This is a genomic window from Mesorhizobium sp. NFR06 (assembly GCF_900115245.1).
Lineage (GTDB): Bacteria > Pseudomonadota > Alphaproteobacteria > Rhizobiales > Rhizobiaceae > Mesorhizobium.
Genome location: NZ_FOVT01000005.1, coordinates 185,655 through 210,093, shown reverse-complemented (window position 1 = coordinate 210,093; position 24,439 = coordinate 185,655). Strand labels below are relative to the sequence as shown.

Genomic DNA, 24,439 nt, shown 5'->3' with positions numbered 1-24,439 from the left:
CTGATGCCAATCGTTGAACTATATCACTTCTCCGAATATTAGCATTCCAAAAAATCAAATCGAGCGCGTCACGTTCCGGCAAGGAATTCAGCACGGATGGAGCGCAGAAGGTCCGGCGTGAACCTGACGCCCCGGTTGAACAATCCTGCGGGAGCAAGGGGGACACCCGGCCGGCACCCCCAAGCGCCTCCCGAATGGGGCCGCGGGCCGGCCGTATGAATTGCGATGACGACCGGCGCGCCGCCCTGCTGGCGCTGAATCCAAACGGGCGCTCCACTATGGCCGGGGCACGTGTCGACGCTATAGAAGAGCTGCCGTTCAGTGATCCGGTCGAGGCGCTCGGAGTGTTCCCACTGAGTGCCCAGCGGCTTGTCGGCCGGGTAGCCTGAAATGTGTAGCAAGCGTGACGCCCGAATCCTTTCGAGATCTTGACGGGATGGCGACCACAGCCGGAAGAACCCGGGCGAAGGCGAAAACGGCCGCTCCAATTCGATCAGTCCGACATCGTGCTGCGCCCAGGGGCGGCGGCGGTAAGGTGGGTTGACGCGCCATTGCTTAGCCCACTGCGACCCAAAGGGCTGGGCGTCACGGGACGCTCGGCCAGGCGTGACACGGATGCGCGCTGCAAGATTCGGAAGACCGAGTCGTTGCCGGAGGGGACTGGTAATGCAATGCGCTGCGGTGAGTAGACGCGTTGGCGAAATCAGGAATGCAGTGCAGCCTGTCAGCCGGCCGTCGCCGAAATCGCGTTCGATATGGCAGACCGCGCTGTGTGGAAACCGGTTTGTGTGCGCAACCCTGGCGCGGCCGTCTGTCGGCCCGACCACCGCATAGTCCGCTTCGTCGGCCAGCCGGTCAAGCGCGAAAGGCAGTTCGTCGAACAGCGTCATTTTTCCTGTCCTGACTCGATCTCCGGAGGCTCGGCCGCGGAGAGACCGGCCTCGCCGCCCGGGCCGTCTTCGGCGCTCTCCTGAGGGCCAACAGCTGCGTCCCCTGCCCGGTCGAGGCCAAGCACGTCGCGCAGGTGCTCTATCAGGCGATAGGCCTCGCCGCCCCGACCGCCGAGGTAGGCCGTCGCCCGACGCATGAACTCGTCATCGGAGCGAAACGGCACCTCCTCCTCTGGCGTCGGAGCCTCAGCGCCGCGCGGTGTAGCTCGGTGCAGCGCCTCGACCTCCTCGATAACGATGGCGTCGAGATTGGCCCATACAGACCGCGAATGGGATGCGATTTGCCCCTGCATAGGGACCTCCTCTAGTTGCGTATCAAGCCGGCTTCATCGAATGTGGTGCTGTTGGGATCGTAGAGCAGCGGCCGCTCCCGGTCCTGCAGCCAACCTTCGTAGTTTCTCGCCCGCCGCGGATGCATGCCCTGCCGCGTTAGGCGGGCGGCCTGGACCAAGACTTGACCGGGCTGGAGGTTGCGGATCGCGGCATTGACCCTGGGATCGGCTCGACTCGGCTGTCGGTAATGCTCGATGATCCGCTGGGCGATCGAACTATTAGCTTTGGTCATGCCAATGCTCAGCGGCCGGTTGCGATCGATGCCAGCGCGGGTGATTCGGTAGACCTGCGGTCCCGTCGCCAGGAAAGGCCGCAGCAGCGAGTCGACGGGTTCACCCCGGCTGGCGGCGGCGCGTGCTGCATCGATGGCAGCGAGCGAAACCGGCGCCGTCCAGCCGCGCCAGCCCGGCAGCTGCAATCCCGCAGCGCGCGTCGATGTCTGGCGGCGTGCCGGCCGTGCGCGTCGCACGGCCGTCTCGTCGAAGGATGCCTCGCCACAGCCGCAGCCACAGCCGCAGCCTGGGAAATGACGGCGCCTGATCTCGACCGCGCGGAAGGATTGCTGCTGCCGGCAGCGCGCGCAGCCGCAGGCCGCGCCGTGACCGGCAATCTGTGCGGCCTCTTCGACCAGCGCGTCGAGTCGCTCGCTGAGATATGACATGCCGGCTCCTTTCCGTTTTCGTTTCCTCTTGGTCCGGATCAGCCAAGCCCGGTTCTCGCAGTGGCGGCCGATGCCGTCGCCCGTTGGCGTAGCCGTGCGACCGTTCGTTCCCGCTGCTCAACCGTCGGCAGCGGGAACGACGGCCGCGCCGGCCTTGGCGGGCGAATATCCAGGTAGCGCGCGATGTTTGCGTCCGGCGACAGTTCGAGCCGCAAGCGGGAGGCCGGCGCCGAAAGCAACGAGACGACGCCCGGGCCGTGACCAGCGACGGTGCTGTCGCTGTGGACGATGACGCCCACCGACACATGCCCCTCGAGCCGCGACCGGCCATAGCGGTTGTCTGCGTCCATGATCCCGACAATGTCGCCGAAGCGCAACGAGCCAAGCCTGTAGCGCCGCACCATGGCCGGATCAGACATCTGGATATCGTAGTCGCCGCGTAGGACGTTGTTGCGGCCGAGACCGGAGCCCATGACACGGGCCGGAATGCGGTGCGTCACCTCGACATGGATGCGGCCCTCGCGCTCGACTGGCCGCCAGCGCGCCAGCAGCCGCGGCGAGCAGTTCCAAATCGCCACGTCGGGATAGTCGGTTAGGCGCAGCCCAAGTCCATAAGCCCACACCTGGATGCGATCGCCGATCGCCATTTGCCGCATCGCCGGCAGCGGAAAGTCGATCAGCACCGTATCGACACCGCCATGCTTGCCGGTAACCACCCCTCGCGCGCCGGCGGCGCGGCCGGTGGTGACGACCGCGTGATTGCCGACGCAGGAATAGCTCTGCAGCGCCTGATTGGCGGCATCGGGGCTGCCGCCGGCGGAGCGGGATTCGTTGCGGACCGATACCGCCGGCTCCACATGATCGCCTGCCAGCCCCACGCAAGGGTCGCCGACGCGGTGATTGAGCACGATGCCACCTGTGCCCGGCAGCGAGCGTGGCCTGCCGTCATAACCGATGCGCCAAGGCGTTCCCCTCTCTGTGGGCGAGGCGACTTGCCCGGCGACGCTGATCATCACCAGGTCACGCGCATTCGTGCGCAGCCCGTGCACCGGGTGGAGGCGGGACGAACTCATGCCGCAGCCTCCGCAGGCGCCAGTTCGTGCCACAGGGCACAAGCGTTCCGCCAGGGATCGTCGGGTGTTTCCTCGTCATGGCTGGTCGGGTCTTCCAGCGCCCAGTCTGTTTCGGTCCAGCCGTCGGGCAACGCCAGAATGACCGGAGCCACGATCTGGACTATGGCCGCACTGCGGCCACTCGCAGCAAGCGGGGCGAGTGCCGGCCAGAATGCGGGGTTGGCCCAGCCGGGCAAAGCGCCGGCATGGCGACTAGCCGGAAACTCCAATAGATCGAGATAATCGCAGAGTGGCGGCTTGCCGGGCCCCGTGCCGGCTGCGGTGAGGATGTAGGCACTGTCCGGTTGCAGGGCGGCCGTCAACGCTATCGCGTCGCGGGCGCATTCATCAAGGGGCGCGGCGGTGCCGAGCTGGTCGCTAATCCTGGATTCGAGTGCCGCGCAGCAACCTTCGAAGCGCGGTAGCAGCGCCGTTTGCTCCCGTTCGGGCAGCGCACTTTCATATTGCGCGTCGCCGATCCAGTGCACCCGGGACGACAGCCTGCCGTTCTGCCAGGCGCGGCGCCAAGGCTCGAGCTCCAGCGTCAACTCCTTGAGGTGCGCCTCCCTCGTTTCTGGGTGGAACCAGGAGCCGGCCATCTGGTCTGGTCGGCGGCGATAGTATTCGTCATTGTCGAGCAAGGTGTAGAAGCCGCGCGGTAGCCACACCCGCGCGGACTGGGAAAGCACCACCGTCACCAGCAGCCCCATCGGCGACAGCGCCAGCGGCGCGTCTATGACGATGTTCGGCGGTTTCGGCGCAAAGCGCCCGGGAAGAGAAAGAGGGTTGTCCATCGCTGACACTCTTCATACCCGGCGAACTGTTCAGGCGGCGATGCGTGAAGCGGTGTTTCGGTTGAGCCCAAGTGACCAGTGCACACGATCGCCATCGAGACCGGGGAAACGCTGCCCCTCGCGCGTCAGCCGGTAGGCAGCCAGCCACGCATCGGCTTGGGAACCCATCTTCTTGGCATCGGCATCGAACTCGGCCGGTGTGATTGTGGTGCGGAACTCGTTCTCGGCGATGTATTGGAGGATCCGGCGCCCTGCATCCGCCATTTTGGCACGCTGCGACATTTCGGCGGCTCCGCCGAGATGGCGGTTCGCGACTGCCTCGATGACGTCCCATTTGGTGTTGGCGTCGAAGGACTTCTTGATGTCTGGCGCGTCGAACAGCTCGAAGATCTGCTGCACATACTGTCCGGTCTCTCGGGTAAGCGCCAGGATGTTGCCGTAGCTCGAGCGGTCGAGATGATAACGTAGGTCAGTGCCCACGCGCTGCACCGTGGCAAGCGCCGCGAACGGCCGGTCGTTGATCGAAGCACTGCCGCGAATGACCTGGCCGATCGTCAGATCCTGGAAATACTGCGACATCGCATTCATGAAGGCGACCAGCATGAAGTGGAAGCTTCGGTTAACGATGGCGCCGGCCGGCACCGGCGCGCGGCCATAGTTGAAGACACGGCGATAGGCAATCAGCCGGTCGCGGCGCTTGTAGCGGATCGGCCGCCACTTTTCGAGAATGTATAGCCCGCGTGCACCGGGGCCGCGCTGGATGCGGATCTGGCCGTTCTGGAACAACCGTCGCAATACGTCGACTACCTGGAATAGCTTCATGCGGTCCATCTGGTAGATGTAATAGAGTTCGGCCGACGCCTGTAGCTGCGGCGGTATGATCGATTCGTCGAAGTCGTTTCGCAGCAACGGCATCTGCAGCGAGTCGAACGGCTTGATCGGCCCGTCGCCGAACCCGACCAAGTCCGCGAAGCTGGTCGTCGTGGCGCTCGACGAACGCGCGAGCAGTTCCCCGTAGCGATCCTCAAATTCACTTTCGAAAGCGGCGCGGTCCGCCGGCGACAATCCAGACAGCTCGTCCCTGAAGAAGCGCTGGAACAGCCGCTGAATGACCTGGTTGGATTCACTAGCCATAATCAGACCTCATCTTGCTCGAATTGGCGGCTCACTCGCTCAGGTGTTTGAAGGCGGTTCCGCGCCTGACGGTTGTTGGCTCTGCGGGGACGAGGCGACCTGGCTGTCGTTGATCGCTTTCAGGACGGCTGGCGCCAGCTCGTAGAAGCGTGCCAAGTCGCCGTCGGTGACAACCGCCGGAAGCCCGGGCGGCACTGGATCGACGGCACGAAGTTGGTCTACGAAATCCTGGCGGCGGACTTCCAGCTGCTTACGACTATTGAACTTCACTATGTCCTGCAGTGTTTTGAAATTAGCCTGGTTGAGCCATTGCCCCGCATAAGTGCGACCAACGATGTCACCGCTGGTGTCGATCGCAGCTGCATAGAGCGCGGTGACATTGTCCTTGTTGCGCAAGCCGAGCGACTGAACGGTCGCATGCAGCTCCTTGAGGACGTCGCCGATGGCAGTGAGCTTCTTGTCGAGCATGTCGGCACTCGGCTGACTGGCCAGTCCGAAGGCCACGGCTTCTACCGCCGTGGCAAGCCGATCGAAGCCCGGCTTCCCAGGCCCGTCGTCGCGAAGACGATCGATCGCGTGGGCGACCTTGCCGACAGCCACCTGGTTCCCCGCGCTGCCCGTGTCAACGACGTCTGTTAGCCGGTCGATGGCCTGCGGCGTCTCGGCCGCGGCCTCGAAACGGGCCTTGATCCCTGCGTGGAATTTGTTGGCGGGGTAATATGGGAAATCAATTTTCGCAGCCATTGTTCTGCTCCTCTTACGCCCAGGCTCAGGCCGACCAATAATCGGGACGGTTCTGTCCCATGCTCGCCATCGAGCTTGCGACCGGCGATGGCATCTGGACTGGATTCGGCATGGTGGCGCGAACATTAAACGTGTTGTGCAGGACCTCACGGATCATCCAGCGGATGAGCGATCGATTCTTTTTGAAATTGAAGACGTCGAAGTCGCATTGCTGCGTGAGCGAACGCACGAGGCGCTCGGTCTGGTCTTCGGCCTGGTAGGCGATGCGCAGCTCGCGAACCATTAAAGACTTGAGACCGACGCTCCAAGCCGCAGGCTTCCGGCCGCCGAACGGTTCGAGCAATCCCTCAGCGATACCATCGAGCATGTCTCTCAGCTTTTTGCTGAATTCGCACAGGAGCTCCGGAGGAGCCTTACCCGGGTCGGTCAAAACCAGAACTTCATTGATGGCCAGGCCTACGGCTGTAGCCCGCCTCTCCTGTTCACCGCGACCGTCCGGGTCGGTTCCAACCGAATAGAGATCGATCGCCCTATCAACCAGGAACAGAATATAATCGAGAAGTATCTGACACTTGACGTTGTCGTCCTCGCAACCGCAACCGGCGAAGCAGTCGACCTGTTCGAGCAGAAAGCTACGTGCCATGGTGAGGCCTATCAGTCGCTGAGCGCCGAGGTCGGGGCCGCCAGCGCCATAGAGGCCGTAGACAATGATCGGCGGGCGCGCGACATAAAGGAGCCGTGAGCTGCCTTGCGATACGAAGGCATCGACGAAAAGCTGCAGACTGGACACAAATGCCACCAGCGGAGGCGATTCGGGGGAGCCCAACGTGATTGGCTCGTCGATCGGAACCTGAATACTTTGGCCGAACTGGATGAGGCGCTGGAAGCGGTGAACGAGGAGCGAGGATGCGGTGGACAATTCGCGCAAACCCTCGACGCTTGCACCGGTCGAGAGGTCGACCAGATCATCCATCGCCTTTGAGAGTGCGCTTTCTTCCAAGAGGGCGCGCAGGTCCGCTTGCCCACCGGCCTCCAGTTGCCGCACCAGACTGCGGTAGGCCTCGATACCACGAGGCCAATCCTCCTGGCCGAGGGAGCTCTCGACGGAACCGGTCAGGCTGCGGAGTGCCATAATGACGGCGTTCCGCCGCGCCTGCAGCTCACCGGCTGCCGACCGCACGATTGCAGTGCTCCGGGTTATGCCGCTCGACGCTAGTCCTTCCCCGATAGCGACGAGAATAAGAGCGGCCAGCACGTCGCAGCTCTGCGCGAAACGTCTGAACAGGATAGCGCTCCCGTCGGTGAGGGTGCCGACATAGCGTGCGAGACGCGAATATTCACCGAGTTGACGGCGCGCCGACATGGCACGGTCGTGGTTGACCGAATCGAGTGCCAGTCGGGCGGCGGCCAGCCCGTCATTGGCAATCTGCCTGATGGAGCGTCCCCAGCCGATCATCTCGATACGAATGTCCTTTAGCGGCGATGAAGTCGAAAGTGTCTGCAGATCGCGTTCGAGATCGTCCTGCGCTTGGGCCAACTCGACCGAGGAGGGACCGTTGTTCTTCGCCACCGGCACATAGTCGGGCACGCTCGAATAAGGCAGGCCGGCTTGTTCGCGGCGATCCCTGTCCGCCTCCTCGGGATAGAAGTTCAAAAGAGCGTTGGCGATCTGGTCGGGATCGCGCGGATCGCTGACGCGCAGCGTCTTTCGGAGCAGATTGTCTACGGCGACTGTTGCCGGTGAGCGGAATTTTGAGACCGGGCTGGCGGCGGTTGGGATTGCGTCGACCATGATTCAGTTCCTCATGCAACGAGTGCGGCTGGGGACGGTTGCGCAGTGGGCCGTCGATTTGCCTGACGCTGGGCCAGGTTTCTAAAGACAAGCGCGGCAATGGCGTCCGGCTCCGCGCCGGCCTCCAGTGCAAAACGGCTGGCCGACACGAAAAAGCGCGGCGGCAGGTCCGGAATTCGCCCTGCCGCGATCAGCATGCCGCCCTGGCGGATGCGCGCCTCGTCGGCGCGAGTAAACGGGATCGCGTCGGCCAGCGCGTGCTGGCCCAAGCCGCGCCGCGGCTGGTAAGCGATCTCGTCGACCACAGCCGGGACGACGCGCGGCACCGATGCCAACAGCACCGGCGGCAGCCGGTGGCCGCGAGCCGGGTTGTAGAGGCTGCGCCACACGCGTTCGGCGCGCCTCGCCTCGTCGGCAAACCCCATGCGGCGCAACATCTCAGTCAGGATCAGGACCCGGATCCAACCGGTCGGATGCGCCCCGCCCGGGCGGTATGTCAGTGCGCGGGCGCCGGGATGGGCTAGAAACTCCATCATTCCCCAGACCGACGCCGTTCCGCCGAGCAGCAATGCGGCGAGGTCGGCGAATATCTCCTTATGCCAGCGTCGCAGGACGGTCACCACGAGCGGATCGAAGCGCATGCTGACCAACCGGTTGCTGACTGCTTGCGCGTTCTCCTGCCAAAGGCCCATATCCGCCTGCAGATTGTGGGCGACTTCGTGCAGGAAGACCGACTGCCATGGATTGTCGCGGTCCCATGGCACTCGGATCACCGGGAACGGATTGCTGTCGCCGAGCAGCCGCGCAAGGGCAACGCCGCGCCTCTGGGTGGCCGGCGAATAGCCGTGTTCCAGATAGGTCAACGGTTTCAGAAGTGGGCCTGCGAACACGCCTGGCAGGGCCGTGCGGACGATCGAATAGCAATCGAGCGCGATCTCATCATGAGCAGCAAGTGCGGGCGCGAATGCCGAGCCGCGCTGCGACATGACTTCAAAGAACATGCCGAAGGTCCTGCGCAATCGGTCGACGCTCCGATCAAGCAGCGCCATCTGAGTCAGCGCCGCCTCAGCAGTGGCTGGTGGCCAGCCTCGCTCGATCTCGACGATCCGCCGGTTGATGGCGTTGCTGATAGAGGCCAGACGTTTGTTGGCTGCATGGAAATGGGCCCTCGACGGCGCATAGGGCAGGTCTTCGGGACGAAGTCCGATGCGTCGCGGCGTCAGACGGTTGAGGCGCCGTGCGCGGGCCTTCAGAGCCCGCAACTTGGTGTCCAGGAACCGCCTGGTCGAAGAACCCGTGCGCATCGCAGCGATCCTTCTTCTTGCGCCAGCTAGGGAGATCCGCTTGCAGTCAGTTCGGCCGGATGCTGATGCTGACCGGACCACGGATAACGATCCGGCGTCCCCGCCGCTGGCCATATCCACCCGGTCCACCCAGCCAACCGCCGAGGGTCCGACCGACGCCAGGAGCACGCCCTGCGATACGGGTCAGATTGCGCGCTGGGGCCACGCCGGCGCGAACCGCTGCGGCCGTCCGGCGCACGATCCGGCGCCCAGTCTGCAAGGGACGCGTCAACTGGCGACGCAAACCTTGGCCACGCGCCGCAACACGCCGTGCGGTGCGCACCAGCACCAGCGGTCTGACAGAGGCTGGAGTGCGGCGGGTGATCGCCGTTCGGCGAACGCTGCTTGCAATACGCGGCAAGGCGCGGATCGCGGTAGGACCGCCACGATTGACGAGCTGGTTCGCGGCACGTCGCACTGTGCGAACGGCCTGAATGCGCTGAGCCGCCGGCATGCGCGCGGCCGCTGGGCCGAGAACGCGTCTCACGGCCAGTCCGGCCACCAAGGGAATGGCGGCACGATTGCGGACCGCCAGCTCGGCGAACGCGTCGAGCGCCTCATCTTCGGAAGCCTCATCCGCCATCAGCTGACCAATAACATTAGCGACACCGCCGATGGCAGTGCCGTAGCCGGGGATCAGGCTGGCAACAGGTGCGACAGCGCGCGCAATGCGGCCTATGGTTGGAGCGGCACGCCGGACTGTGCGAACTACGCCGCGAACTCCACGGGCAATACGGCGGAAGAACTCATCGCTGTCCTCTGCTGCAAGCGCATAGCTCATGGCCTCGTCCCAGGCGTCGTCATCAGACTCATCGCCTTCGTCAAAGTCGTCGCCTTCGTCGAACTCGTCGCCGGCGTCGAACTCATCGCCGGCGTCCATCTCGTCGAAGCCTGAAGCCTCAAATTCATCGCCTTCGTCGAACTCATCGACCTCGTTGGCGGCTTCGAAGCCATCGCCTTCGTCCATTTCGTCGAATTCGTCGTAGCTGTCGGCGGGGCCTTCCGCTTCATCAAAAGCGAGGTCGTCGAACATCGATTCGTCATACCCTTCCATCTCGGGATCTCCTCTTGAACGATCGGCCCCTCAGCGAAAGGACCAAAGCGATAAACGCCCTTGGGATAGTCCTCTCAGCGATGGTTGTTCACAAGTCAGCAGGAGCGGGTAGTTCAAACTTGGTCGTCGATATTAACGACTGTTCAACGGCAAAAATCTGTGAGCCGATTTAGTGTCATCAATTTTAGCTAAATCTTTGAATACGGTCATATCCGTTAGACTGGCGATTTTGCTTCTGTCGATCCGCTGGCTGCCTCGACGACAATTCGCTCGTTGTCGGCAGAAGCTCCATCACCGCCTCACCAGCTCGGATGACACTACCTTCTGAATTGTAGAGCGACCGAACAATGATCCGTTCGGCCGGCGCCCGAATGATGGTGCGATCAAGCACCGAACGAGAAGACGACCGTCATGGGTGTGAGCCGACGGACCGGTGATGCTAAATTTCGGTGACACCGCCAGGCGCGGTTATCGGCAATGCAACTTACCGATGACGCCGGGAGGGTCGTGTTTCGACCCTCTCTGCCCTTCCTTCCATCGAGGCCAATGGCGAGCCACGGCCCAGAGCGGTCCTTTGACGCTGTGCTAGTATTTAGGTATCTAGCGAGTGGTGACGCTGAGGTTGTGTTATCCGCGTTGTCAAACTGTCGGGCCATGGCTGTAGCGTCGAAATTATAGATCATCGCTTGCAAATTGGCCGTCTCTGTCTTTTGCTCGCGCGACAGTCGTCCCTTGACTGTTGAACGGTTGGCGAACGGATGAACAAAATCGATCGGCGGCGACCGGAGTCGGTTACGGGTGGAACCGCAAATGCCGTGCGGCTTGGAACCCGGTTGCGCCTCGCCCGGCAGACGCGTGGCATGACGCTAAAGTCGCTGGCCACTGCTGCGAACTGCTCTGAAAGCCTACTGTCCAAGATCGAGAACGGAAAGGCTTCACCATCGCTGCCTATGCTTCACCGTCTGGTCGAGGTTCTGGACACCAACATCGGCTGGATGTTCGAGGAGGTCGACGACGACGAGGCGATCGTGTTCCGGGCAGGCGCACGACCATTGATTACGCTCGACGCGTTGAGGCGTGGTGATGGCATCTCGCTTGAGCGAGTTATTCCATATTCGGCCGGTCACCTACTGCAGTGCAACATCCATCACATCGAGCCAGACGGCGAGAGTGAAGGTCCCATCCAGCATGTCGGCGAGGAAGTCGGGTATGTGCTGGCTGGCCGCATCGAGTTGATCGTCGATGGGAAGAGCTATGATCTCGCCACCGGCGATGCGTTCGTGTTCAGGTCGGAGCTGCCGCATCATTACCGCAACATGGGCAAGGAGCGCGCGAGCATTTTCTGGGTCAACACGCCGGCGACGTTCTGATCGGCGAGCTGCCATTCAAACTCATTGACAAATATTCAAGCCTCTTGAATTGTTGCGTCGTGCCTGTGCACCAATGGGACCAGCCAAATGAGGTTTGGCCCGCAAGCAAGGGGAATCGCAAATGCGTCTGTTCAAACTTCTCGTCGGTTGCGCCGCCTTCATTGCCATCGGCTCGACAGCCCTGGGATCGGCTCTCGCTGACACGTTCGCTCTCGTCAACATCAACCAGCAGGCCCTGTTCTTCAACCAGATCAACGAAGGCGCCCAGAAGGCGGCCGATGCTGCCGGCGCCAAGCTGATCATCTTTAATGCCAACAACGTCCCGAGCGCGCAAAATGACGCGATCGAGACCTACATCACACAGAAAGTCGACGGCATCATTCTGGTCGCCATCGACGTGAATGGCGTCAAGCCTGCGATCACCGCCGCCAAGGCGGCCGGCATTCCGGTCGTCGCCATCGATGCGCAGATCCCTAACGGCGACAATGTTTCCTTCATCGGTGTCGACAACACCAAGGCCGGCGAGGATATCGGCAAATTCTACGCCGATTATGTGAAGACCGAGATGGGCGGCAAAGCCAAGATCGGCATCATCGGCGCCCTCAATTCTTTTATCCAGAACCAGCGGCTCGACGGTTTCAAGAAGGCCGTCACCGACAGCGGCGAGGCGATCACATTCCTCGATACGGTCGACGGTCAGAACGTTCAGGAAACTGCGTTAAGCGCTTCGGAGAATTTGATGACCGCCAACCCGGACATGACGACGCTCTATGCGACCGGCGAGCCGGCGTTGCTCGGTGCTGTTTCCGCCGTGACCAGCCAAGGCCGCACCGGCAACGTCAAGGTATTCGGTTGGGACCTGACCAAGCAAGCGGTTCAAGGCATCGACGATGGTTGGGTGGTGGCGGTCGTCCAGCAGGATCCGGCCGGCGAAGGCAAGGCGTCGGTCGAAGCACTGACCAAGCTCAAGAAGGGCGAAAAGGTCGATCCGATCATCAACATTCCGGTGACGATCGTAACCAAGAAGAACGTCGACCAATACCGCGCGATGTTCAAGTAAACTGCACCGACGACCGACCGCGGCGCCGCTCAACGCAACGCCGCGGTCTCTTTGCTAATTCCGTGGATTCAAGATGAGCAGTGGCGAGATCTATCGAGTGCGAATGAGCGGCATCTCAAAACGCTACAACGCCATCCAGACGCTCGACGACGTGTCCCTGACGCTGAGGCCAGGCGAGGTCCTGGGCCTCGTCGGCGACAATGGCGCGGGAAAATCTACATTGAGCAAGGTGCTGTCGGGAGCGGTGATCCCCGACGCCGGCACGATCGAGATCGACGGAATGCCGGTGAGCTTCAGTTCGCCGGCGGACTCGCGTGCAGCACGCGTCGAGATGGTTTATCAGGACCTTTCGCTCTGCGACACCATCGATGTCGCCGGCAATCTCTTTCTCGGCCGCGAGCCGCGCCGGCATATTGCCGGGATCTCCTTTCTCGATAAGAAGCGCATGCACGAGCAAACGCGCCAGATGCTCGACCGCCTCGGCATTGTTATCGCCGACACGCGGCTGAAGGTCGAAAATCTATCCGGCGGGCAGCGACAGTCGATCGCGATCGGGCGCGCCGCCTCTTTCGAGCCGTCGGTGCTGATTATGGATGAGCCGACGGCAGCGCTTGCCGTCGCCGAGGTCGAGGCCGTGCTGGACCTGATCCGCACCGTGAGCGCCCGCGGTGTCAGCGTCATTCTGATCACCCACCGTCTCCAGGATCTGTTCCTTGTCTGCGACCGCATCCAGGTCATGTATGAAGGACGCAACGTCGCCGAGCGGCTGATCGGCGAAACCAATATCGAGGACGTGGTCAACCTGATCGTTGGCCGCAAGTTCAATGCTCGTTCGGCTGCCAGTCGATATCGCGATGGAGTGGCGACATGAGCGAAGCGACTCACTCTGCTCAGTCGCGAAAGGTGCGCGAAGGCACGTGGCGAGAAGCGATGCTCGCCAACGGCAGTGTCGTGTCGATTGCACTGTTCTTTCTTGTCGTTTGCATCGTCTTCTCGGTGGCGACGCACGCCTTTCTGACGTCGCCCAATCTATTGAACATCCTGCGACAATCGGCGCCGCTTCTGATCGTTGCCGCGGCGATGACTTTCGTCATCACCACGGGCGGCATCGATCTTTCAGTTGGCTCGGTGCTGGCCCTGGTGGCAACGTTGTCGGCGACACTTCTGCAGTTTGGCTTTCCGTGGCCGACGGTCATCCTCGGCATGCTTGCATTGGGAGCCCTGCTTGGCGCGGTTCAGGGTTATTTCGTGGCTTATGAGGGCATCCCGGCCTTCATCGTCACTCTTGCTGGGCTTTCGGTGATCCGGGGCGTGGCGCTGCTCATCACCGGCGGCTATTCCATCCCCGTCGACCCGGGAAGCTCTTTCACGGTCATTGGCCGCGCCTGGTTCCTCGGTGTGCCGGTGCCAGCGCTGATCGCGCTGGCGATCCTCGCGATCGCCTATCTGGCCTTCAACGAGACACCGTTCGGCCGCTATGTGACCGGCATCGGCGCCAACGCCGAAGCGGTGAGACGCGCCGGCGTTAACACGCGGCAGATGACTCTTTTCGTTTATGTCATTTCCGCCACCGCGGCGGCGGTTGCGGGTATCATCATTGCTGCCCGTCTGGGATCCGGGTCCTCGAATGCCGGGCAAGGCTTCGAGCTAGAGGTGATCGCAGCCGTCGTGCTTGGCGGCACCAGTCTCTTCGGTGGCCGCGGAACTATCATCGGCACGGTGCTCGGCGCGCTTACCGTGGCCGTCATCGGCAACGGCCTCATCCTGGCGCATCTGTCGCCTTTCCTGACGCCGATCGTAACCGGAACGATCATCCTGATCGCCATCTGGCTGAATTTCCGCCTGTTCCGCGGCGCCGTGCGGAGCCGTTGAGCCCATGAGTAACCTCTTCGAGGACGCGCCGCCGAAGCAACGGCTGGAGATCGGGGTTGAGACCGGCCATGTGATGACCGTGCTCGGCCCCATTCCTGTCGACGAGATGGGGATTACCCTGATGCACGAGCACATTTTGCTCGACGGCGCGCGCACCTGGAAATGTCCCTGTCATCCGGGCGACATGGCGCTCGCCGAGCAGCCGGTGAACATCGAGATTATCGGCGAACTGCGCATGAACCCTTATGTGAACCGCGACAACGTTTCGCTCGACGACAGCGACCTGGCGTTATCGGAGCTCCAACGCTATCGCGCGCTGGGGGGCCACACCGTCGTCGACGCGACCAATATCGGTATAGGCCGCGAGCCGGAAAAACTTGCCCGCATCAGTCGCATGTCCGGCCTGAAGATCGTCATGGGCACCGGCTTCTATCTCGAGCATACCCATCCCGAATGGCTGAAGGCGATGGACGTCGACGCGGTGACCGAGTTCATCGTCAACGATGTCGGCGGCGGCAACACGCAGCCGCCGATCATGGCCGGCCTGATCGGCGAGGTCGGCGTCAGTAAGGACTTCACCGCCGAGGAACGAAAGTCGCTGAGAGCTTCCGCCCGAGCGTCGCGCATCACGGACGTGCCGCTGTCGATCCATCTGCCGGGCTGGGAACGCCTGGCGCACGACGTGCTCGATGTCGTGGAGGCCGAGGGCGCCGATCTTCGCCACACCGTGCTCTGCCACATGAATCCCAGCCACGACGATCTGGACTACCAGACAAGCCTCGCCCGGCGCGGCGCGTTCCTCGAATACGACATGATCGGCATGGACTACTATTATGCCGATCAGGACGCGCAATCGCCCTCCGATGAAGAGAATGCGCGAGCGATCGCGGCGCTTGTCGAAGCGGGCTTCGGCGACCGCCTGCTGCTCTCCCAAGATGTATTCCTCAAGATCATGCTGACCCGCTTCGGCGGCTTCGGCTATGGCTATATCCTGAAGCACTTCATACCGCGTCTGAAACGGCATGGCGTCGACCAGTCAGCGATCGACCGCATGCTGATCGCCAATCCCAAGGCCGTGTTCGCGCGGCAGAATTGAATGGCCCTGACTTACGGCGGCCCCAGCCTTACGGCAGCCAAGACCTACTGCGGAGTTAAAATGTCCAAGAAGAAGATCCTGCTTGCCGGTGAATCCTGGGTCTCGACGGCGACCCATATCAAAGGCTTCGACCAGTTTCCGACGGTCACTTACCATACCGGCGCGGACGAATTGCTGACTGCGCTGAAGGCGACCGACTTCGACGTCACCTTCATGCCGGCGCATGAAGCGCAGCGCACCTTTCCGCAAACGATAGAGGCCTTGGCGGCATATGACGCGGTGGTGCTCTCCGACATCGGTGCCAACACGCTGCTTCTGCATCCCGACACCTGGGTTCACTCGAAGCGAACGCCGAACCGCTTGCGTCTGCTGCGCGACTATGTGAGCGCCGGCGGCGGGCTTTTGATGTTTGGCGGCTACTACAGCTTCCAGGGCATCAACGGCGGCGCGCGCTACCGCAAGACGCCGGTCGAGGACGTGCTGCCGGTGAACTGCCTCGCCGTCGACGACCGCGTCGAGGTTCCGGAGGGCTTTGCGCCGGTGCTGAAAGGTCCGTCGAGCCATCCTATCCTGAACGGTCTCGGTGCGGACTGGCCTATGCTGCTCGGCTTCAACGAGGTGACGCTAAAAGATGGGGCGGAAGTTCTGGCAACTGTGTCGTCGGAGTATGGAACACTGCCGCTGCTCGTCACCGGCCACTATGGCAAGGGCCGCACCGTGGCCTGGACCTCCGATGTCGGGCCGCATTGGCTGCCGCCGGAGTTCATCGCGTGGGAAGGCTACAAGACCTTGTTTGAACAGATGCTTGGATGGGCAACCGGCAGGAACTGAGCAAATGCACGTCCACGTCGTGGGCAACGCCTGTGTCGACACGACGTTTCGCCTTAGCCGCTTCCCTGGTGTCGGCGAGACGTTGAACGCCACCGCCTATGCCGATGGCCTCGGCGGCAAGGGTGCAAATCAGGCGGTCGCGGCAGCGCGCACAGGCGCGGCGGTGACGCTATGGACGGCGGTCGGCAAGGATCCGGCAGGCGCATGGATCAGGAGCCAGCTCTACATGGAGATGTCAGACGTGCAGGTGAACGAATTCGACCTGGCGAGCGACCGCTCGACCATTGTCATTGATGCTAGCGGCGAGAACTTCATCGTCAGCGGCGTTGCCTGCAGTGAAGCGTTTGATCCGATTTCGCAAACCGCGCTTGCGCGCCGCATTACGCCGGGCGATATCCTTGTCTGCCAAGGAAACCTGCGAGGCTCCGCGACAAATGCCTGCCTCCGCGCAGCACAGCAAAGTGGCGCGCGAACCATTCTGAACGCCAGCCCTTTCGATGAGGCGGCTCTGCCTGACTTCCGCCTGGCAGATATTTTGGTGGTGAATAAATCCGAGGCGAAAGCTCTGACCGGCCGGGAGGATATGGCGGCGGCGGCCGGTGAGCTCGCGGCCAAAGGCGCCGGGACAGTCGTGATCACGCTTGGCGGCGAAGGTTGTCTCACTCTTGGCCCGGGCCAGGCAGGATCGGTTCGTTTACCTGCCCCGCGCGTCGAGGCGCTCGACACCAGCGGTGCCGGTGATGTGTTCTGCGGCTGTCTGGTCGGTGGGATTTCCATGGGAATGTCGGTTACCTCATCGCTGAAGTTCGCGCTCGAGGCCGCAGCAATCTCCGTGACACGGCCGGGCACGTTGTTATCCTGCCCTTCCGCGTCTGAAATGACGGCACTCGTCGATCAAACGGAGCTCTCATGACCCAGCCCTCACGCCCGATCGGTCAATCAGGCGGCGACGCGCTCGTCCAGCTTTTCGGCCGCACCAAGGTGGTGATCGGGGTCGTTCACCTTGCGCCGCTACCGGGCGCGCCACGCTACGACGGCGAAGTTATTGAAGCGATCTATCAGCGAGGGCTCGACGATGCGAGAGCCTATCTCGATGGCGGATGCGACGGCGTAATCGTTGAGAATCATGGCGACATTCCCTTCGCCAAACCTGACGATATCGGACCGGAGACAGCAGCCTATATGGCGGTCGTCTCCGACCGCATTCGCCGCGAACTCGGCAAGCCGATCGGCATCAATGTGCTCGCAAACGCCGCGATTCCGGCGCTTGCGATCGCCAGCGCCGCCGGCGCGGGCTTCATCCGCGTCAATCAGTGGGCCAATGCCTACGTCGCCAACGAGGGCTTTGTCGAGGGCGAGTCGGGCCGCGCTGCACGCTACCGCGCCAGGCTCCGCACCAACGGTATCCGCATCTTCGCCGATGCCCATGTCAAGCACGGCGCGCACGCCATCGTTGGTGACCGCCCGGTGGAGGAACTGGTGAAGGATCTGGTCTTCTTCGACGCCGACGCCATCATCGCGACGGGTCAGCGCACCGGGCACGCTGCGGATCTAAGTTACATCCGCATGATCAAGGAGGCCGCCGGCCTACCGACGCTGGTCGGTAGCGGCGTGACGCCCGACAATGCCAACGATATCCTCGGTATCGTCGATGGAGTCATCATCGCCAGCGCGCTGAAGCATGACGGTGTGTGGTGGAACCAAGTCGACCCAGCCCGAGTAAAGACTTTCATGGCCGGCCTGAGGCGATGACCGAGCCGCAATCAATGCCGAACGCCTACTGGTTGTGGCGCGAGGGTAAGGCAAAGCCCCCGCAGAGGACAAAGGATTGAACTCTGGCTCACTCTAATAAAATCAATAACTTAATCGACGTTTTGTAACATTGTGACGCCCGACAGAATGACCTCCGTGGTGCCACTCGACGTGGCGTAAACCAACCAATCGCGCCGGCAACGACACCCTCGTTAAGATACGCCTAGGGTTTGGAATGATCATTTTGTGGCCGTTTCGCCCATCCATGCCTCGGTCGTCACCGTCCAGGCAGGGCAGCCGAGCAGATGGATACGCAGCGCCAGTAGACGTCCTCGTCTCGCACAATGCCCCAAGGATTTGAGAAGGTCGATCTCGGCGGGTCGGGGTGCAGACCTCCGGCCCGGTCTGCATCGACGAATTGAATGCCGTGGCCGTGAGCCCATCTTCGCCAAGGCCGAAAGAGACGGCATGAGTGCGCGAGCTTGCGGCGCGGGGGCGAAGTGTATCATTTTAATACAATCCTCAATTTGTAGACTCCTGCGACGCATCGGCAGCTAGTGTCTCCGTCCAGGCTAAGGGAGGGAAATGCCGACGGACCTAAGAGATCCGCGAATCGCCAAGTTGGCCGCAAACCCGTGTGAAACCTTGCCAGCACCAAGAGCCAGACCGCGCGGGAATTAGCGACGCTGGTGCTTCGTCAGCCGGTGCCGTGTCTTGCCCCCCGACACCCACCGGTTAGGCCCGGCTTGCGATGGCCTACCCCCATCAGTGTGCCGGGCCTTCTGTTGCCAATCTCTATGAGGGCGATTACCCCGGTCGTGAGATCGATTGTCAGGACGCCATGGAGCCGGGGTTCCAGGCGATCGTCGACTGCATGATTGAGGCAGGCGGTGAGGTTGCGCGTTCCTTGCGCAGGCTTGTAGCGGCCGACAACATGACCCAAAGGGGAAATGCCCAGGTCGAAGCCGAATTGGCTATCGCCCGCGCTATGCTGCGCGCTGGAAAGGCGCTCTAGCGGGAAAGCGTCTATGAACAGGCGCGCCCCCGTTGCTTCTTGCCCTTACATGGGTCGGAGATGATTCAACAAAATAGGTTGACCGGCATGGTTTCTCTAGCCTGACCGGGGTGGCTCGCCTAGGTGGAGGAGACCATTGGACGACCCGTGGAGCTAGCTCTGGCTTTCCAGATTCGTGTCCAGGCGAGCTGCGCATTGAACGGCATTTTCGCTCCATATGGACGCGTGCTGGCGGCTACTTCTTTCGTCCGAAATTAGCCAGCTTCTCTCTGAAGGCAGACTCCTCTGCGCGCTGCTCCTCCATGGTCTTGTGGAAGCTTCGCTTGGACAGATAGGCGAGACCGACGACTATGGCGCCGGTCACGGCTACAAACAGAGCCATCATCGCAGCAGATTCTCCAAAGGGTCCGCACTATAGATATGTAGGAAGAAAGCGGAAGGCAAACCAACTTCGTGATGCCCCGAGTCCGCATTTTTAGTGACTGGATCGCTCGCCATACATCCTCCTGTGGCGCTCTCTCACGCCGGACCTAGGTGGCGACCGTGGTCGACGCCGTGTGGATGTCAATGCCGGCCCAGACGCCTGCAGTCCCCCCACCAGGAGAGGTGGTTTCCAGAATTTCGGATCTCTGGGCGCCAGAACCCATCCGGATGAAAGGACCGCAGCCACCTTCCATCCATTGGCAGCGCCCCATTCTGAATGTCGGTTGGTTCCTACGGGGCAAGTTTCCGGGCGACCTATGTCCGCGAACCTTCTTAGGATCGCGGACATATTAAGGGTAGCAATCGTCGATACAATGCTCGCGTAGATGGAAGAATTTCGGGTGAGGTCGCTGATCAACAACAAGCAGAACCACCATAGCGCAGGTGAAGGTCCCCGCGAGCCTCCCAGGCCCGCGCTTCCTTTCGCCTCATCATTTTGGAGCGGAGCATGCTGGCCACTTGCGGTCGATCGCGGCTAACGAGCCCTGCCGGGTCAGCCGGAGAGAATTTCGTAGTGAAGGATCTGGGCGTCGCCGAGGGACGATCTCCGTCCAAGCGAGATGACGCCGGAGCCGAAGAGGAGAATATCTTCGCGGCGCACGAAGACTTCATGGTCTGGTCCCATCGACACAAATGTGCCCGACGAGCTTCGTTCGATAAGCCGGGCCTTGCCATTCGACATAGTGAAGGTCGCGTGGTGCCTTGAGACCCAGGGCCGCTGGACGACGATATTGCATTCCGGAGACCGGCCGATCGTCACGAATTCGTTGTTTCGGCAGGATCGCAATTGATCTCCATAGCGGATGACCAGATTGATCTGCCGCGGCGGGGCGGAGCGCCTGTCGATAATCGTTCCCCGGCTGGCGATCTGCGTGCTGAAGGCCCCGTCGTCGCTCCCCAGGGCATAAACATCGAAGAGTTCTAGCTTTCCCTTGAAAGCCATTTTGTCGAGGAGCCGCAAGGCACTGCGGCTGCCCGCGGAAAGAGCTTCGAAGAAGCTCTGGCTTATCAGCACCTCCCCGGGGTTGGCCGTGGTGGACAACCTGGCGGTGACATTGACAACGTCGCCGAATACCGCGCCCCGCGCGCGAATAACCGCTCCGAAATGCAATCCGATCCGGGCGCGCAACGGCCCTTTCGTCAATTGGCTGCTGATTTGGCAGACGGCCTTCAGCGCTGCCTCGGCGCTTTCGAACAGGCTGAGCACGTCATCGCCCTTTGAGTAAATGAAGTCACCGCCGTGCCGGGCGACGATCTCGCGTATCGCGTCGATGCAATCCGAGATCTGCTGGAGAGCGGCATCGTCGCCGATGCGCTCATAGAGCGGCGTGCTGCCCACGACATCAGCTAAGAGGACTGCGGCTAGAAGTCTTTCCTGATCCATGGACTCGTATCCGCCCGAGAACGCAACTTATAACATACCAAAGTTGCCCTTGACTTATCTCCTTGCGCGCCTTGGGGCAGCCGGTGCTTTGGCGTGATCAATTCGACGGAAAGGCACTGACTTCACTCGTCCCGCCAGATCACCCGCTTCTCCCATCTTATTTGCACCAACCGCCGGAATCGGATCGTGTGGGCCTGCTCTCCGGTTGGGTGGAACAGCTGCGCGCTCATCCACTCCCGGCTCTTGCACTGCTGGCAGCGGACCTTGTCCCGCACCTCGTCTATCGTGACGTTGCCGATCACCTCCCGCAACTCGAGGGGCTTGTAGTAGCGCGTGACGTTGCAACGCGCGCAGCGGATGCCCGCCACCTGCCCGGCATCGTGGGCACGCATCAGGGTCCAGGCGGCGCCTCGCGGCCACTTTTCCGGTTGCTCGGGCATCCCTCGAATTGAGAACATATTCCTGTCGGGTCAAGAGGTCGCTTGACTATTTTGTTCTCATTTCGTTCACTGTAACCCATGAGCGACGAAATCAGACTGCCGAACCCCGAATATGCCACGCCGGCCGGTGTCCAGCACCATTTTTGCGAACACGACGGTTGCGGCAAAGATGCAGGTTGGGCTTCGCCAAGCCGAAGCAGGCGCCACCTTGGTTCTGCTTCGAGCATCTGGCCGAAGGGAGCTTTTACCTGTAATGGAGATGACGATGTCCCCGCATGAGCGTCGCCCGGAGCATAAAGCGGCGGCTGGTCGAGGATATCGATTGAGAGGTCACGCATCACCAAGGCGCTAAATTCGTCGTGACCAGGCGCCTACCTCATATCGGCCGACCACGACGCTTGCGTTTGCTGAAGCCTCGGCGCGAATTCGATCTTGAAGCGTCTCGGGGCCGAGTTCTGAAGTTGCGATAACGCCCATCTGCTCCATGACCGGAGCCATGGTCGCTGCGAGATCAGAGATCAGATCAATGCCGCTCAGACTGTCTGATCCGCCGCCGGCGAGAGCACTTACCGCCATGCTAGGGGCCGGCAGCCCGGCTTTGACGAAGGTCGAATGGAGTTGCAGGCCCATGTTGGGGTTGGTCCCAACCCGACGAAATGTCTCCGCGATACATCGAAAGCAGTTGTCGTAGGTTGGGACGGAGGGAAATGAGGCGGCTCCGGTCCAATCAACTTCGTGGAATACTATCACGCCCCCGGGACCGAGATGCCGCGCAACCCCCCTCAACATTTCGACGGGATCGGGCGAGAACATTAGGACGTATCGGCCCACGATAGCGTCGAATGATACATCGAAAGCGAAGGTTGCGGGATCGCACTGGTGGAAGATTACATTCTCCAAACCACGTTGCGCGGCTCTCGCCCGAGCAGCTTCGAGAGCCACCGCTGACCTATCAGAGCCGATGACAAGACCTGAGGGTCCGACAATATCAGCCGCGAGAAAGGCGACATCGCCGGCACCGCTCCCTACGTCAAGAACATGCATTCCCGCTCGGAGGCCAGCTCGCCGCAGGTAATCCCGTGTCATCGGGTCAACCAATGCGGCCTGCCTCGCCAGCCTTCGCAGTTCTCTTTCCGAATGTCCTAGTTCGTATTCGTAATGACGTTCGCTTGTCATGCTGCGTCCCCTCCGAATGAAAAAGCACAACAAATCAGAGCACGAATGCAGGCTCATTGGCGCAATCTGAAGCCGAGCGGCTCATATCTATTTTAGAGATGCCTAATATAATTATCTGCAACAGTGCCGTCTAGGCGTATCTTCATTGGATTTGCCAGAAGTCCTTCAGAGAGGCGTGGCGCAACCTCGCCTCGCCCTTCAGGAACTTGACCCGGCCGACCAATCCGGGCTTCAGCCATTCGGCCTTTTCCTTCGCCAAGCCTTTCGGTGGGGGCGCGCCGGTCTTGCCCTGAACGCGGTCCCATAGTGCCTGCCGCTTGTCGGCTTTGAAGGTGACGAAGGCGCCGCCCATATAGCGGCCGTTGTCGGCCATGAGCACCATTGCCGGCTTGCCCGTCTCCCGCTTCACGCCGACGATGTCCATTTCCTTCTCGATGTAGCATTTGACCTTGCGCCAACTCATCGTAGACCCGCTGCGATAGACGCTGTCCAACCGCTTCGAAACGATGCCCTCCAAGCCTACTTCGCAGGCCAGATGGTAGACGGCATCGCCGGTGCCGGGCAGAGCTTCGCTGAACTGGATGCGTCCACCGGCGGGGATCAGCGCCTGCAGGATCTCCCGACGGTCTTTAAGCGGCATATCACGTAGGTCGTGGCTGTTGAGATGCAGGAGATCGAACGCGACCAGGTAAAGGTCTTGCGGGCGCCTGGTGATCGCCGAGCGCAATGCGTGGAAGTCGGAAAGTCCCGCCTCGTTGGTGACGATCGTCTCACTTTCGATGATGAAGCTTTCCGCCCCGAGCTTGTTCGCCTCCGCGGCAAGCGGCCGATATTTCGACGTCCAGTCGATGCCGGTCTTCGTATAGAGACGGACGCCGTCAGCATCCTTGATGACCTGGGTCCGGTAGCCGTCGAATTTGACCTCGTGGCTCCAGGCGTCGCCCATGGGGGGCTGCTCCATCAACTCCGGCTCCATCGGACGAATGAAGGACAACCGAACACCGCCGGCGGATTTGCGCACGCACAAGCACTCCAACCCAACAATTTGAATCAATATCGCACAGCCTTAAGCGTTCCGTTAGCAATCGCTGAAAAAGCAATGACGGAACCTTCGCGCCCCTGTCGCTGTTTTTTCTGCCCAGGAGGAACAGCCATGGCCGACGACAAAACCAAGAGAGATTTCCGGGACCGCGACCGCGTGTCAGCCGACGAAGATTATGAAGTCCAATATTTCGCGAAGCAGCACCGCATAACGCCCGACCAGGTCCGGCAACTGATCGGCGAGCACGGCAACGATCGCAAGATATTGGAGCGCGAGGCTAGGAAGCTGCGGGGGTGACGAAGCTCTCCGATCTCGGCCTGCCAATCGTTGGCAAACGATATGGCGGAGAGCCTAAAAGCGAAGTAGACCATTTTTATCGCTGCCCCACCTGCAGTCAGGCGGTAGACAGGCGCGACTTGCGCCAGGTGATCTGGCATCAGCAACCGGCACACGAACAGCTAGAAGTTGACCCCTCCTAGACTCATCGCCGGTTTTGGGAGCATTCTCCTGCCGGGGAGAAGGGCTTGGACAGGTCTCGGCACGACAATCGTTCGGATCAGTGGCGAAAGCGCACCGGCGCGAAGCGTTCGCGCGCTCTGCGATGGGCGAGCGCGCCGCGACGGCTGATCTTCGTGACCGTCGCCGCGGTAGGCGCCTTAGCCGCTCAGAACATAACTGGAACATCCGGTGTGATTTTCGGTGTGACTTTTGGTCACCAAAGGCACACCGAGACACTGTTTGTTCCCATTTCGCCAATTTCGACGAATTCACCTCTTGCTTCTGAACCCTTGAGAATATAGGGCTTTGCGCGGTCCGGAGTGTAGCGCAGCCCGGTAGCGCACTTGACTGGGGGTCAAGGGGTCGTCGGTTCGAATCCGGCCACTCCGACCAATTAAAACAAGGACTTAATCGGGGGTCCATCTCTCAGATAACATTCGACCAGCCGATCAGGGTAACGGCTGGGGAGCGGACAGCCACCCGCTTTGCTGCCCGGGGGTGGG

The 24,439-nt window shown here is 61.6% G+C and carries 25 protein-coding genes and 1 tRNA gene; 11 read left to right on the top strand and 15 right to left on the bottom strand.

Annotated elements, in window-relative coordinates:
- Nucleotides 1-68: 68 nt before the first annotated feature.
- The 10 genes from F3H96_RS11845 to F3H96_RS11800 are packed head-to-tail and all read right to left on the bottom strand — an operon-like array spanning nt 69 to nt 9,917.
- Nucleotides 69-890: a serine protease gene (locus tag F3H96_RS11845; protein WP_149801921.1), complete on the bottom strand. Its 822-nt coding sequence runs from the start codon at nt 888-890 to the stop codon at nt 69-71.
- Nucleotides 887-1,243: a hypothetical protein gene (locus tag F3H96_RS11840; protein WP_149801920.1), complete on the bottom strand. Its 357-nt coding sequence runs from the start codon at nt 1,241-1,243 to the stop codon at nt 887-889. Before F3H96_RS11840 ends, F3H96_RS11845 begins: the two co-directional genes overlap by 4 nt.
- Nucleotides 1,244-1,254: 11 nt before the next feature.
- Nucleotides 1,255-1,944 carry a hypothetical protein gene (locus F3H96_RS11835; protein WP_149801919.1) on the bottom strand — a complete coding sequence of 230 codons (690 nt, stop codon included), beginning with the start codon at nt 1,942-1,944 and terminating at the stop codon, nt 1,255-1,257.
- 38 nt (nt 1,945-1,982) lie between these two features.
- Nucleotides 1,983-3,017 (bottom strand): DUF4438 domain-containing protein, encoded by a 1,035-nt coding sequence (locus tag F3H96_RS11830; protein ID WP_149801918.1) that lies wholly within the window; start codon nt 3,015-3,017, stop codon nt 1,983-1,985.
- Nucleotides 3,014-3,850: a hypothetical protein gene (locus tag F3H96_RS11825; RefSeq protein WP_149802045.1), complete on the bottom strand. Its 837-nt coding sequence runs from the start codon at nt 3,848-3,850 to the stop codon at nt 3,014-3,016. The genes F3H96_RS11830 and F3H96_RS11825 overlap by 4 nt, the downstream gene beginning before the upstream one ends.
- Before the next feature lie 30 nt (nt 3,851-3,880).
- The gene (locus F3H96_RS11820; protein WP_149801917.1) at nt 3,881-4,984 is read right to left on the bottom strand and encodes a hypothetical protein; all 1,104 of its coding nucleotides are present in this window, start codon (nt 4,982-4,984) and stop codon (nt 3,881-3,883) included.
- A 39-nt stretch (nt 4,985-5,023) separates the two neighbouring features.
- Nucleotides 5,024-5,728 carry a hypothetical protein gene (locus tag F3H96_RS11815; RefSeq protein ID WP_149801916.1) on the bottom strand — a complete coding sequence of 235 codons (705 nt, stop codon included), beginning with the start codon at nt 5,726-5,728 and terminating at the stop codon, nt 5,024-5,026.
- 25 nt (nt 5,729-5,753) lie between these two features.
- Nucleotides 5,754-7,520 (bottom strand): hypothetical protein, encoded by a 1,767-nt coding sequence (locus F3H96_RS11810; RefSeq protein ID WP_244619970.1) that lies wholly within the window; start codon nt 7,518-7,520, stop codon nt 5,754-5,756.
- Between the two features lie 11 nt (nt 7,521-7,531).
- The gene (locus F3H96_RS11805; protein WP_149801915.1) at nt 7,532-8,824 is read right to left on the bottom strand and encodes a hypothetical protein; all 1,293 of its coding nucleotides are present in this window, start codon (nt 8,822-8,824) and stop codon (nt 7,532-7,534) included.
- Between the two features lie 46 nt (nt 8,825-8,870).
- Entirely contained in the window at nt 8,871-9,917 is a 1,047-nt protein-coding gene (locus F3H96_RS11800) for a hypothetical protein (protein WP_149801914.1), read from the bottom strand.
- 758 nt (nt 9,918-10,675) lie between these two features.
- Here F3H96_RS11800 and F3H96_RS11795 point away from each other — a divergent pair.
- From F3H96_RS11795 to F3H96_RS11755, 9 genes are all read left to right on the top strand, one after another.
- On the top strand, nt 10,676-11,287 hold the full coding sequence (locus F3H96_RS11795; RefSeq protein WP_149801913.1) for a cupin domain-containing protein: 612 nt from the start codon (nt 10,676-10,678) through the stop codon (nt 11,285-11,287).
- Between the two features lie 121 nt (nt 11,288-11,408).
- Complete coding sequence (locus tag F3H96_RS11790) at nt 11,409-12,347, top strand: substrate-binding domain-containing protein (protein ID WP_149801912.1); 939 nt, start codon at nt 11,409-11,411, stop codon at nt 12,345-12,347.
- Nucleotides 12,348-12,420: 73 nt separating this feature from the next.
- Entirely contained in the window at nt 12,421-13,218 is a 798-nt protein-coding gene (locus tag F3H96_RS11785) for an ATP-binding cassette domain-containing protein (protein ID WP_149801911.1), read from the top strand.
- Nucleotides 13,215-14,219 (top strand): ABC transporter permease, encoded by a 1,005-nt coding sequence (locus tag F3H96_RS11780; RefSeq protein WP_149801910.1) that lies wholly within the window; start codon nt 13,215-13,217, stop codon nt 14,217-14,219. Before F3H96_RS11785 ends, F3H96_RS11780 begins: the two co-directional genes overlap by 4 nt.
- A gap of 4 nt (nt 14,220-14,223) precedes the next feature.
- Nucleotides 14,224-15,315: a phosphotriesterase gene (locus F3H96_RS11775; protein WP_149801909.1), complete on the top strand. Its 1,092-nt coding sequence runs from the start codon at nt 14,224-14,226 to the stop codon at nt 15,313-15,315.
- A 60-nt stretch (nt 15,316-15,375) separates the two neighbouring features.
- Nucleotides 15,376-16,146 (top strand): glutamine amidotransferase, encoded by a 771-nt coding sequence (locus F3H96_RS11770; RefSeq protein WP_149801908.1) that lies wholly within the window; start codon nt 15,376-15,378, stop codon nt 16,144-16,146.
- 4 nt (nt 16,147-16,150) lie between these two features.
- Nucleotides 16,151-17,059, top strand: coding sequence for a ribokinase (locus F3H96_RS11765; RefSeq protein WP_149801907.1), 909 nt, complete (start codon nt 16,151-16,153; stop codon nt 17,057-17,059).
- On the top strand, nt 17,056-17,898 hold the full coding sequence (locus F3H96_RS11760) for a BtpA/SgcQ family protein (protein ID WP_149801906.1): 843 nt from the start codon (nt 17,056-17,058) through the stop codon (nt 17,896-17,898). Before F3H96_RS11765 ends, F3H96_RS11760 begins: the two co-directional genes overlap by 4 nt.
- A 751-nt stretch (nt 17,899-18,649) precedes the next feature.
- Nucleotides 18,650-18,913: a hypothetical protein gene (locus F3H96_RS11755; protein ID WP_149801905.1), complete on the top strand. Its 264-nt coding sequence runs from the start codon at nt 18,650-18,652 to the stop codon at nt 18,911-18,913.
- A 235-nt stretch (nt 18,914-19,148) separates the two neighbouring features.
- Here F3H96_RS11755 and F3H96_RS30460 read toward each other — a convergent pair whose 3' ends face one another.
- The 5 genes from F3H96_RS30460 to F3H96_RS11735 all read right to left on the bottom strand — a co-directional run bounded on the left by F3H96_RS30460 (nt 19,149) and on the right by F3H96_RS11735 (nt 23,357).
- Nucleotides 19,149-19,298: a hypothetical protein gene (locus F3H96_RS30460; protein WP_188131358.1), complete on the bottom strand. Its 150-nt coding sequence runs from the start codon at nt 19,296-19,298 to the stop codon at nt 19,149-19,151.
- Nucleotides 19,299-19,889: 591 nt separating this feature from the next.
- Entirely contained in the window at nt 19,890-20,780 is an 891-nt protein-coding gene (locus F3H96_RS11750) for an FHA domain-containing protein (protein WP_149801904.1), read from the bottom strand.
- 122 nt (nt 20,781-20,902) lie between these two features.
- Nucleotides 20,903-21,172: a hypothetical protein gene (locus F3H96_RS11745; RefSeq protein WP_149801903.1), complete on the bottom strand. Its 270-nt coding sequence runs from the start codon at nt 21,170-21,172 to the stop codon at nt 20,903-20,905.
- Nucleotides 21,173-21,568: 396 nt separating this feature from the next.
- A complete protein-coding gene (locus F3H96_RS11740) occupies nt 21,569-22,396 on the bottom strand; it encodes a class I SAM-dependent methyltransferase (protein WP_188131357.1) in 828 nt (275 codons plus the stop codon).
- 142 nt (nt 22,397-22,538) lie between these two features.
- Nucleotides 22,539-23,357: an ATP-dependent DNA ligase gene (locus F3H96_RS11735; protein ID WP_244619969.1), complete on the bottom strand. Its 819-nt coding sequence runs from the start codon at nt 23,355-23,357 to the stop codon at nt 22,539-22,541.
- 192 nt (nt 23,358-23,549) lie between these two features.
- Here F3H96_RS11735 and F3H96_RS11730 point away from each other — a divergent pair, with 192 nt between their 5' ends.
- Both F3H96_RS11730 and F3H96_RS11715 read left to right on the top strand, forming a co-directional pair.
- The gene (locus F3H96_RS11730; protein ID WP_149801901.1) at nt 23,550-23,735 is read left to right on the top strand and encodes a DUF3606 domain-containing protein; all 186 of its coding nucleotides are present in this window, start codon (nt 23,550-23,552) and stop codon (nt 23,733-23,735) included.
- Nucleotides 23,736-24,252: 517 nt separating this feature from the next.
- A tRNA-Pro gene (locus F3H96_RS11715) sits at nt 24,253-24,329 on the top strand.
- The last annotated feature ends 110 nt before the right edge of the window (nt 24,330-24,439 follow it).

Coding starts and splice junctions, on each gene's coding strand:
- F3H96_RS11790 (WP_149801912.1), top strand. CDS start 11,409: ATGCGTCTGTTCAAACTTCTCGTCGGTTGCGCCGCCTTCATTGCCATC.
- F3H96_RS11780 (WP_149801910.1), top strand. CDS start 13,215: ATGAGCGAAGCGACTCACTCTGCTCAGTCGCGAAAGGTGCGCGAAGGC.
- F3H96_RS11750 (WP_149801904.1), bottom strand. CDS start 20,780: ATGGATCAGGAAAGACTTCTAGCCGCAGTCCTCTTAGCTGATGTCGTG.
- F3H96_RS11735 (WP_244619969.1), bottom strand. CDS start 23,357: ATGGAGCAGCCCCCCATGGGCGACGCCTGGAGCCACGAGGTCAAATTC.
- F3H96_RS11755 (WP_149801905.1), top strand. CDS start 18,650: ATGGCCTACCCCCATCAGTGTGCCGGGCCTTCTGTTGCCAATCTCTAT.
- F3H96_RS11785 (WP_149801911.1), top strand. CDS start 12,421: ATGAGCAGTGGCGAGATCTATCGAGTGCGAATGAGCGGCATCTCAAAA.
- F3H96_RS11740 (WP_188131357.1), bottom strand. CDS start 22,396: ATGACAAGCGAACGTCATTACGAATACGAACTAGGACATTCGGAAAGA.
- F3H96_RS11815 (WP_149801916.1), bottom strand. CDS start 5,728: ATGGCTGCGAAAATTGATTTCCCATATTACCCCGCCAACAAATTCCAC.
- F3H96_RS30460 (WP_188131358.1), bottom strand. CDS start 19,298: ATGATGGCTCTGTTTGTAGCCGTGACCGGCGCCATAGTCGTCGGTCTC.
- F3H96_RS11810 (WP_244619970.1), bottom strand. CDS start 7,520: ATGGTCGACGCAATCCCAACCGCCGCCAGCCCGGTCTCAAAATTCCGC.
- F3H96_RS11845 (WP_149801921.1), bottom strand. CDS start 890: ATGACGCTGTTCGACGAACTGCCTTTCGCGCTTGACCGGCTGGCCGAC.
- F3H96_RS11770 (WP_149801908.1), top strand. CDS start 15,376: ATGTCCAAGAAGAAGATCCTGCTTGCCGGTGAATCCTGGGTCTCGACG.
- F3H96_RS11825 (WP_149802045.1), bottom strand. CDS start 3,850: ATGGACAACCCTCTTTCTCTTCCCGGGCGCTTTGCGCCGAAACCGCCG.
- F3H96_RS11840 (WP_149801920.1), bottom strand. CDS start 1,243: ATGCAGGGGCAAATCGCATCCCATTCGCGGTCTGTATGGGCCAATCTC.
- F3H96_RS11800 (WP_149801914.1), bottom strand. CDS start 9,917: ATGGAAGGGTATGACGAATCGATGTTCGACGACCTCGCTTTTGATGAA.
- F3H96_RS11830 (WP_149801918.1), bottom strand. CDS start 3,017: ATGAGTTCGTCCCGCCTCCACCCGGTGCACGGGCTGCGCACGAATGCG.
- F3H96_RS11760 (WP_149801906.1), top strand. CDS start 17,056: ATGACCCAGCCCTCACGCCCGATCGGTCAATCAGGCGGCGACGCGCTC.
- F3H96_RS11835 (WP_149801919.1), bottom strand. CDS start 1,944: ATGTCATATCTCAGCGAGCGACTCGACGCGCTGGTCGAAGAGGCCGCA.
- F3H96_RS11745 (WP_149801903.1), bottom strand. CDS start 21,172: ATGCGTGCCCACGATGCCGGGCAGGTGGCGGGCATCCGCTGCGCGCGT.
- F3H96_RS11805 (WP_149801915.1), bottom strand. CDS start 8,824: ATGCGCACGGGTTCTTCGACCAGGCGGTTCCTGGACACCAAGTTGCGG.
- F3H96_RS11765 (WP_149801907.1), top strand. CDS start 16,151: ATGCACGTCCACGTCGTGGGCAACGCCTGTGTCGACACGACGTTTCGC.
- F3H96_RS11730 (WP_149801901.1), top strand. CDS start 23,550: ATGGCCGACGACAAAACCAAGAGAGATTTCCGGGACCGCGACCGCGTG.
- F3H96_RS11775 (WP_149801909.1), top strand. CDS start 14,224: ATGAGTAACCTCTTCGAGGACGCGCCGCCGAAGCAACGGCTGGAGATC.
- F3H96_RS11820 (WP_149801917.1), bottom strand. CDS start 4,984: ATGGCTAGTGAATCCAACCAGGTCATTCAGCGGCTGTTCCAGCGCTTC.
- F3H96_RS11795 (WP_149801913.1), top strand. CDS start 10,676: ATGAACAAAATCGATCGGCGGCGACCGGAGTCGGTTACGGGTGGAACC.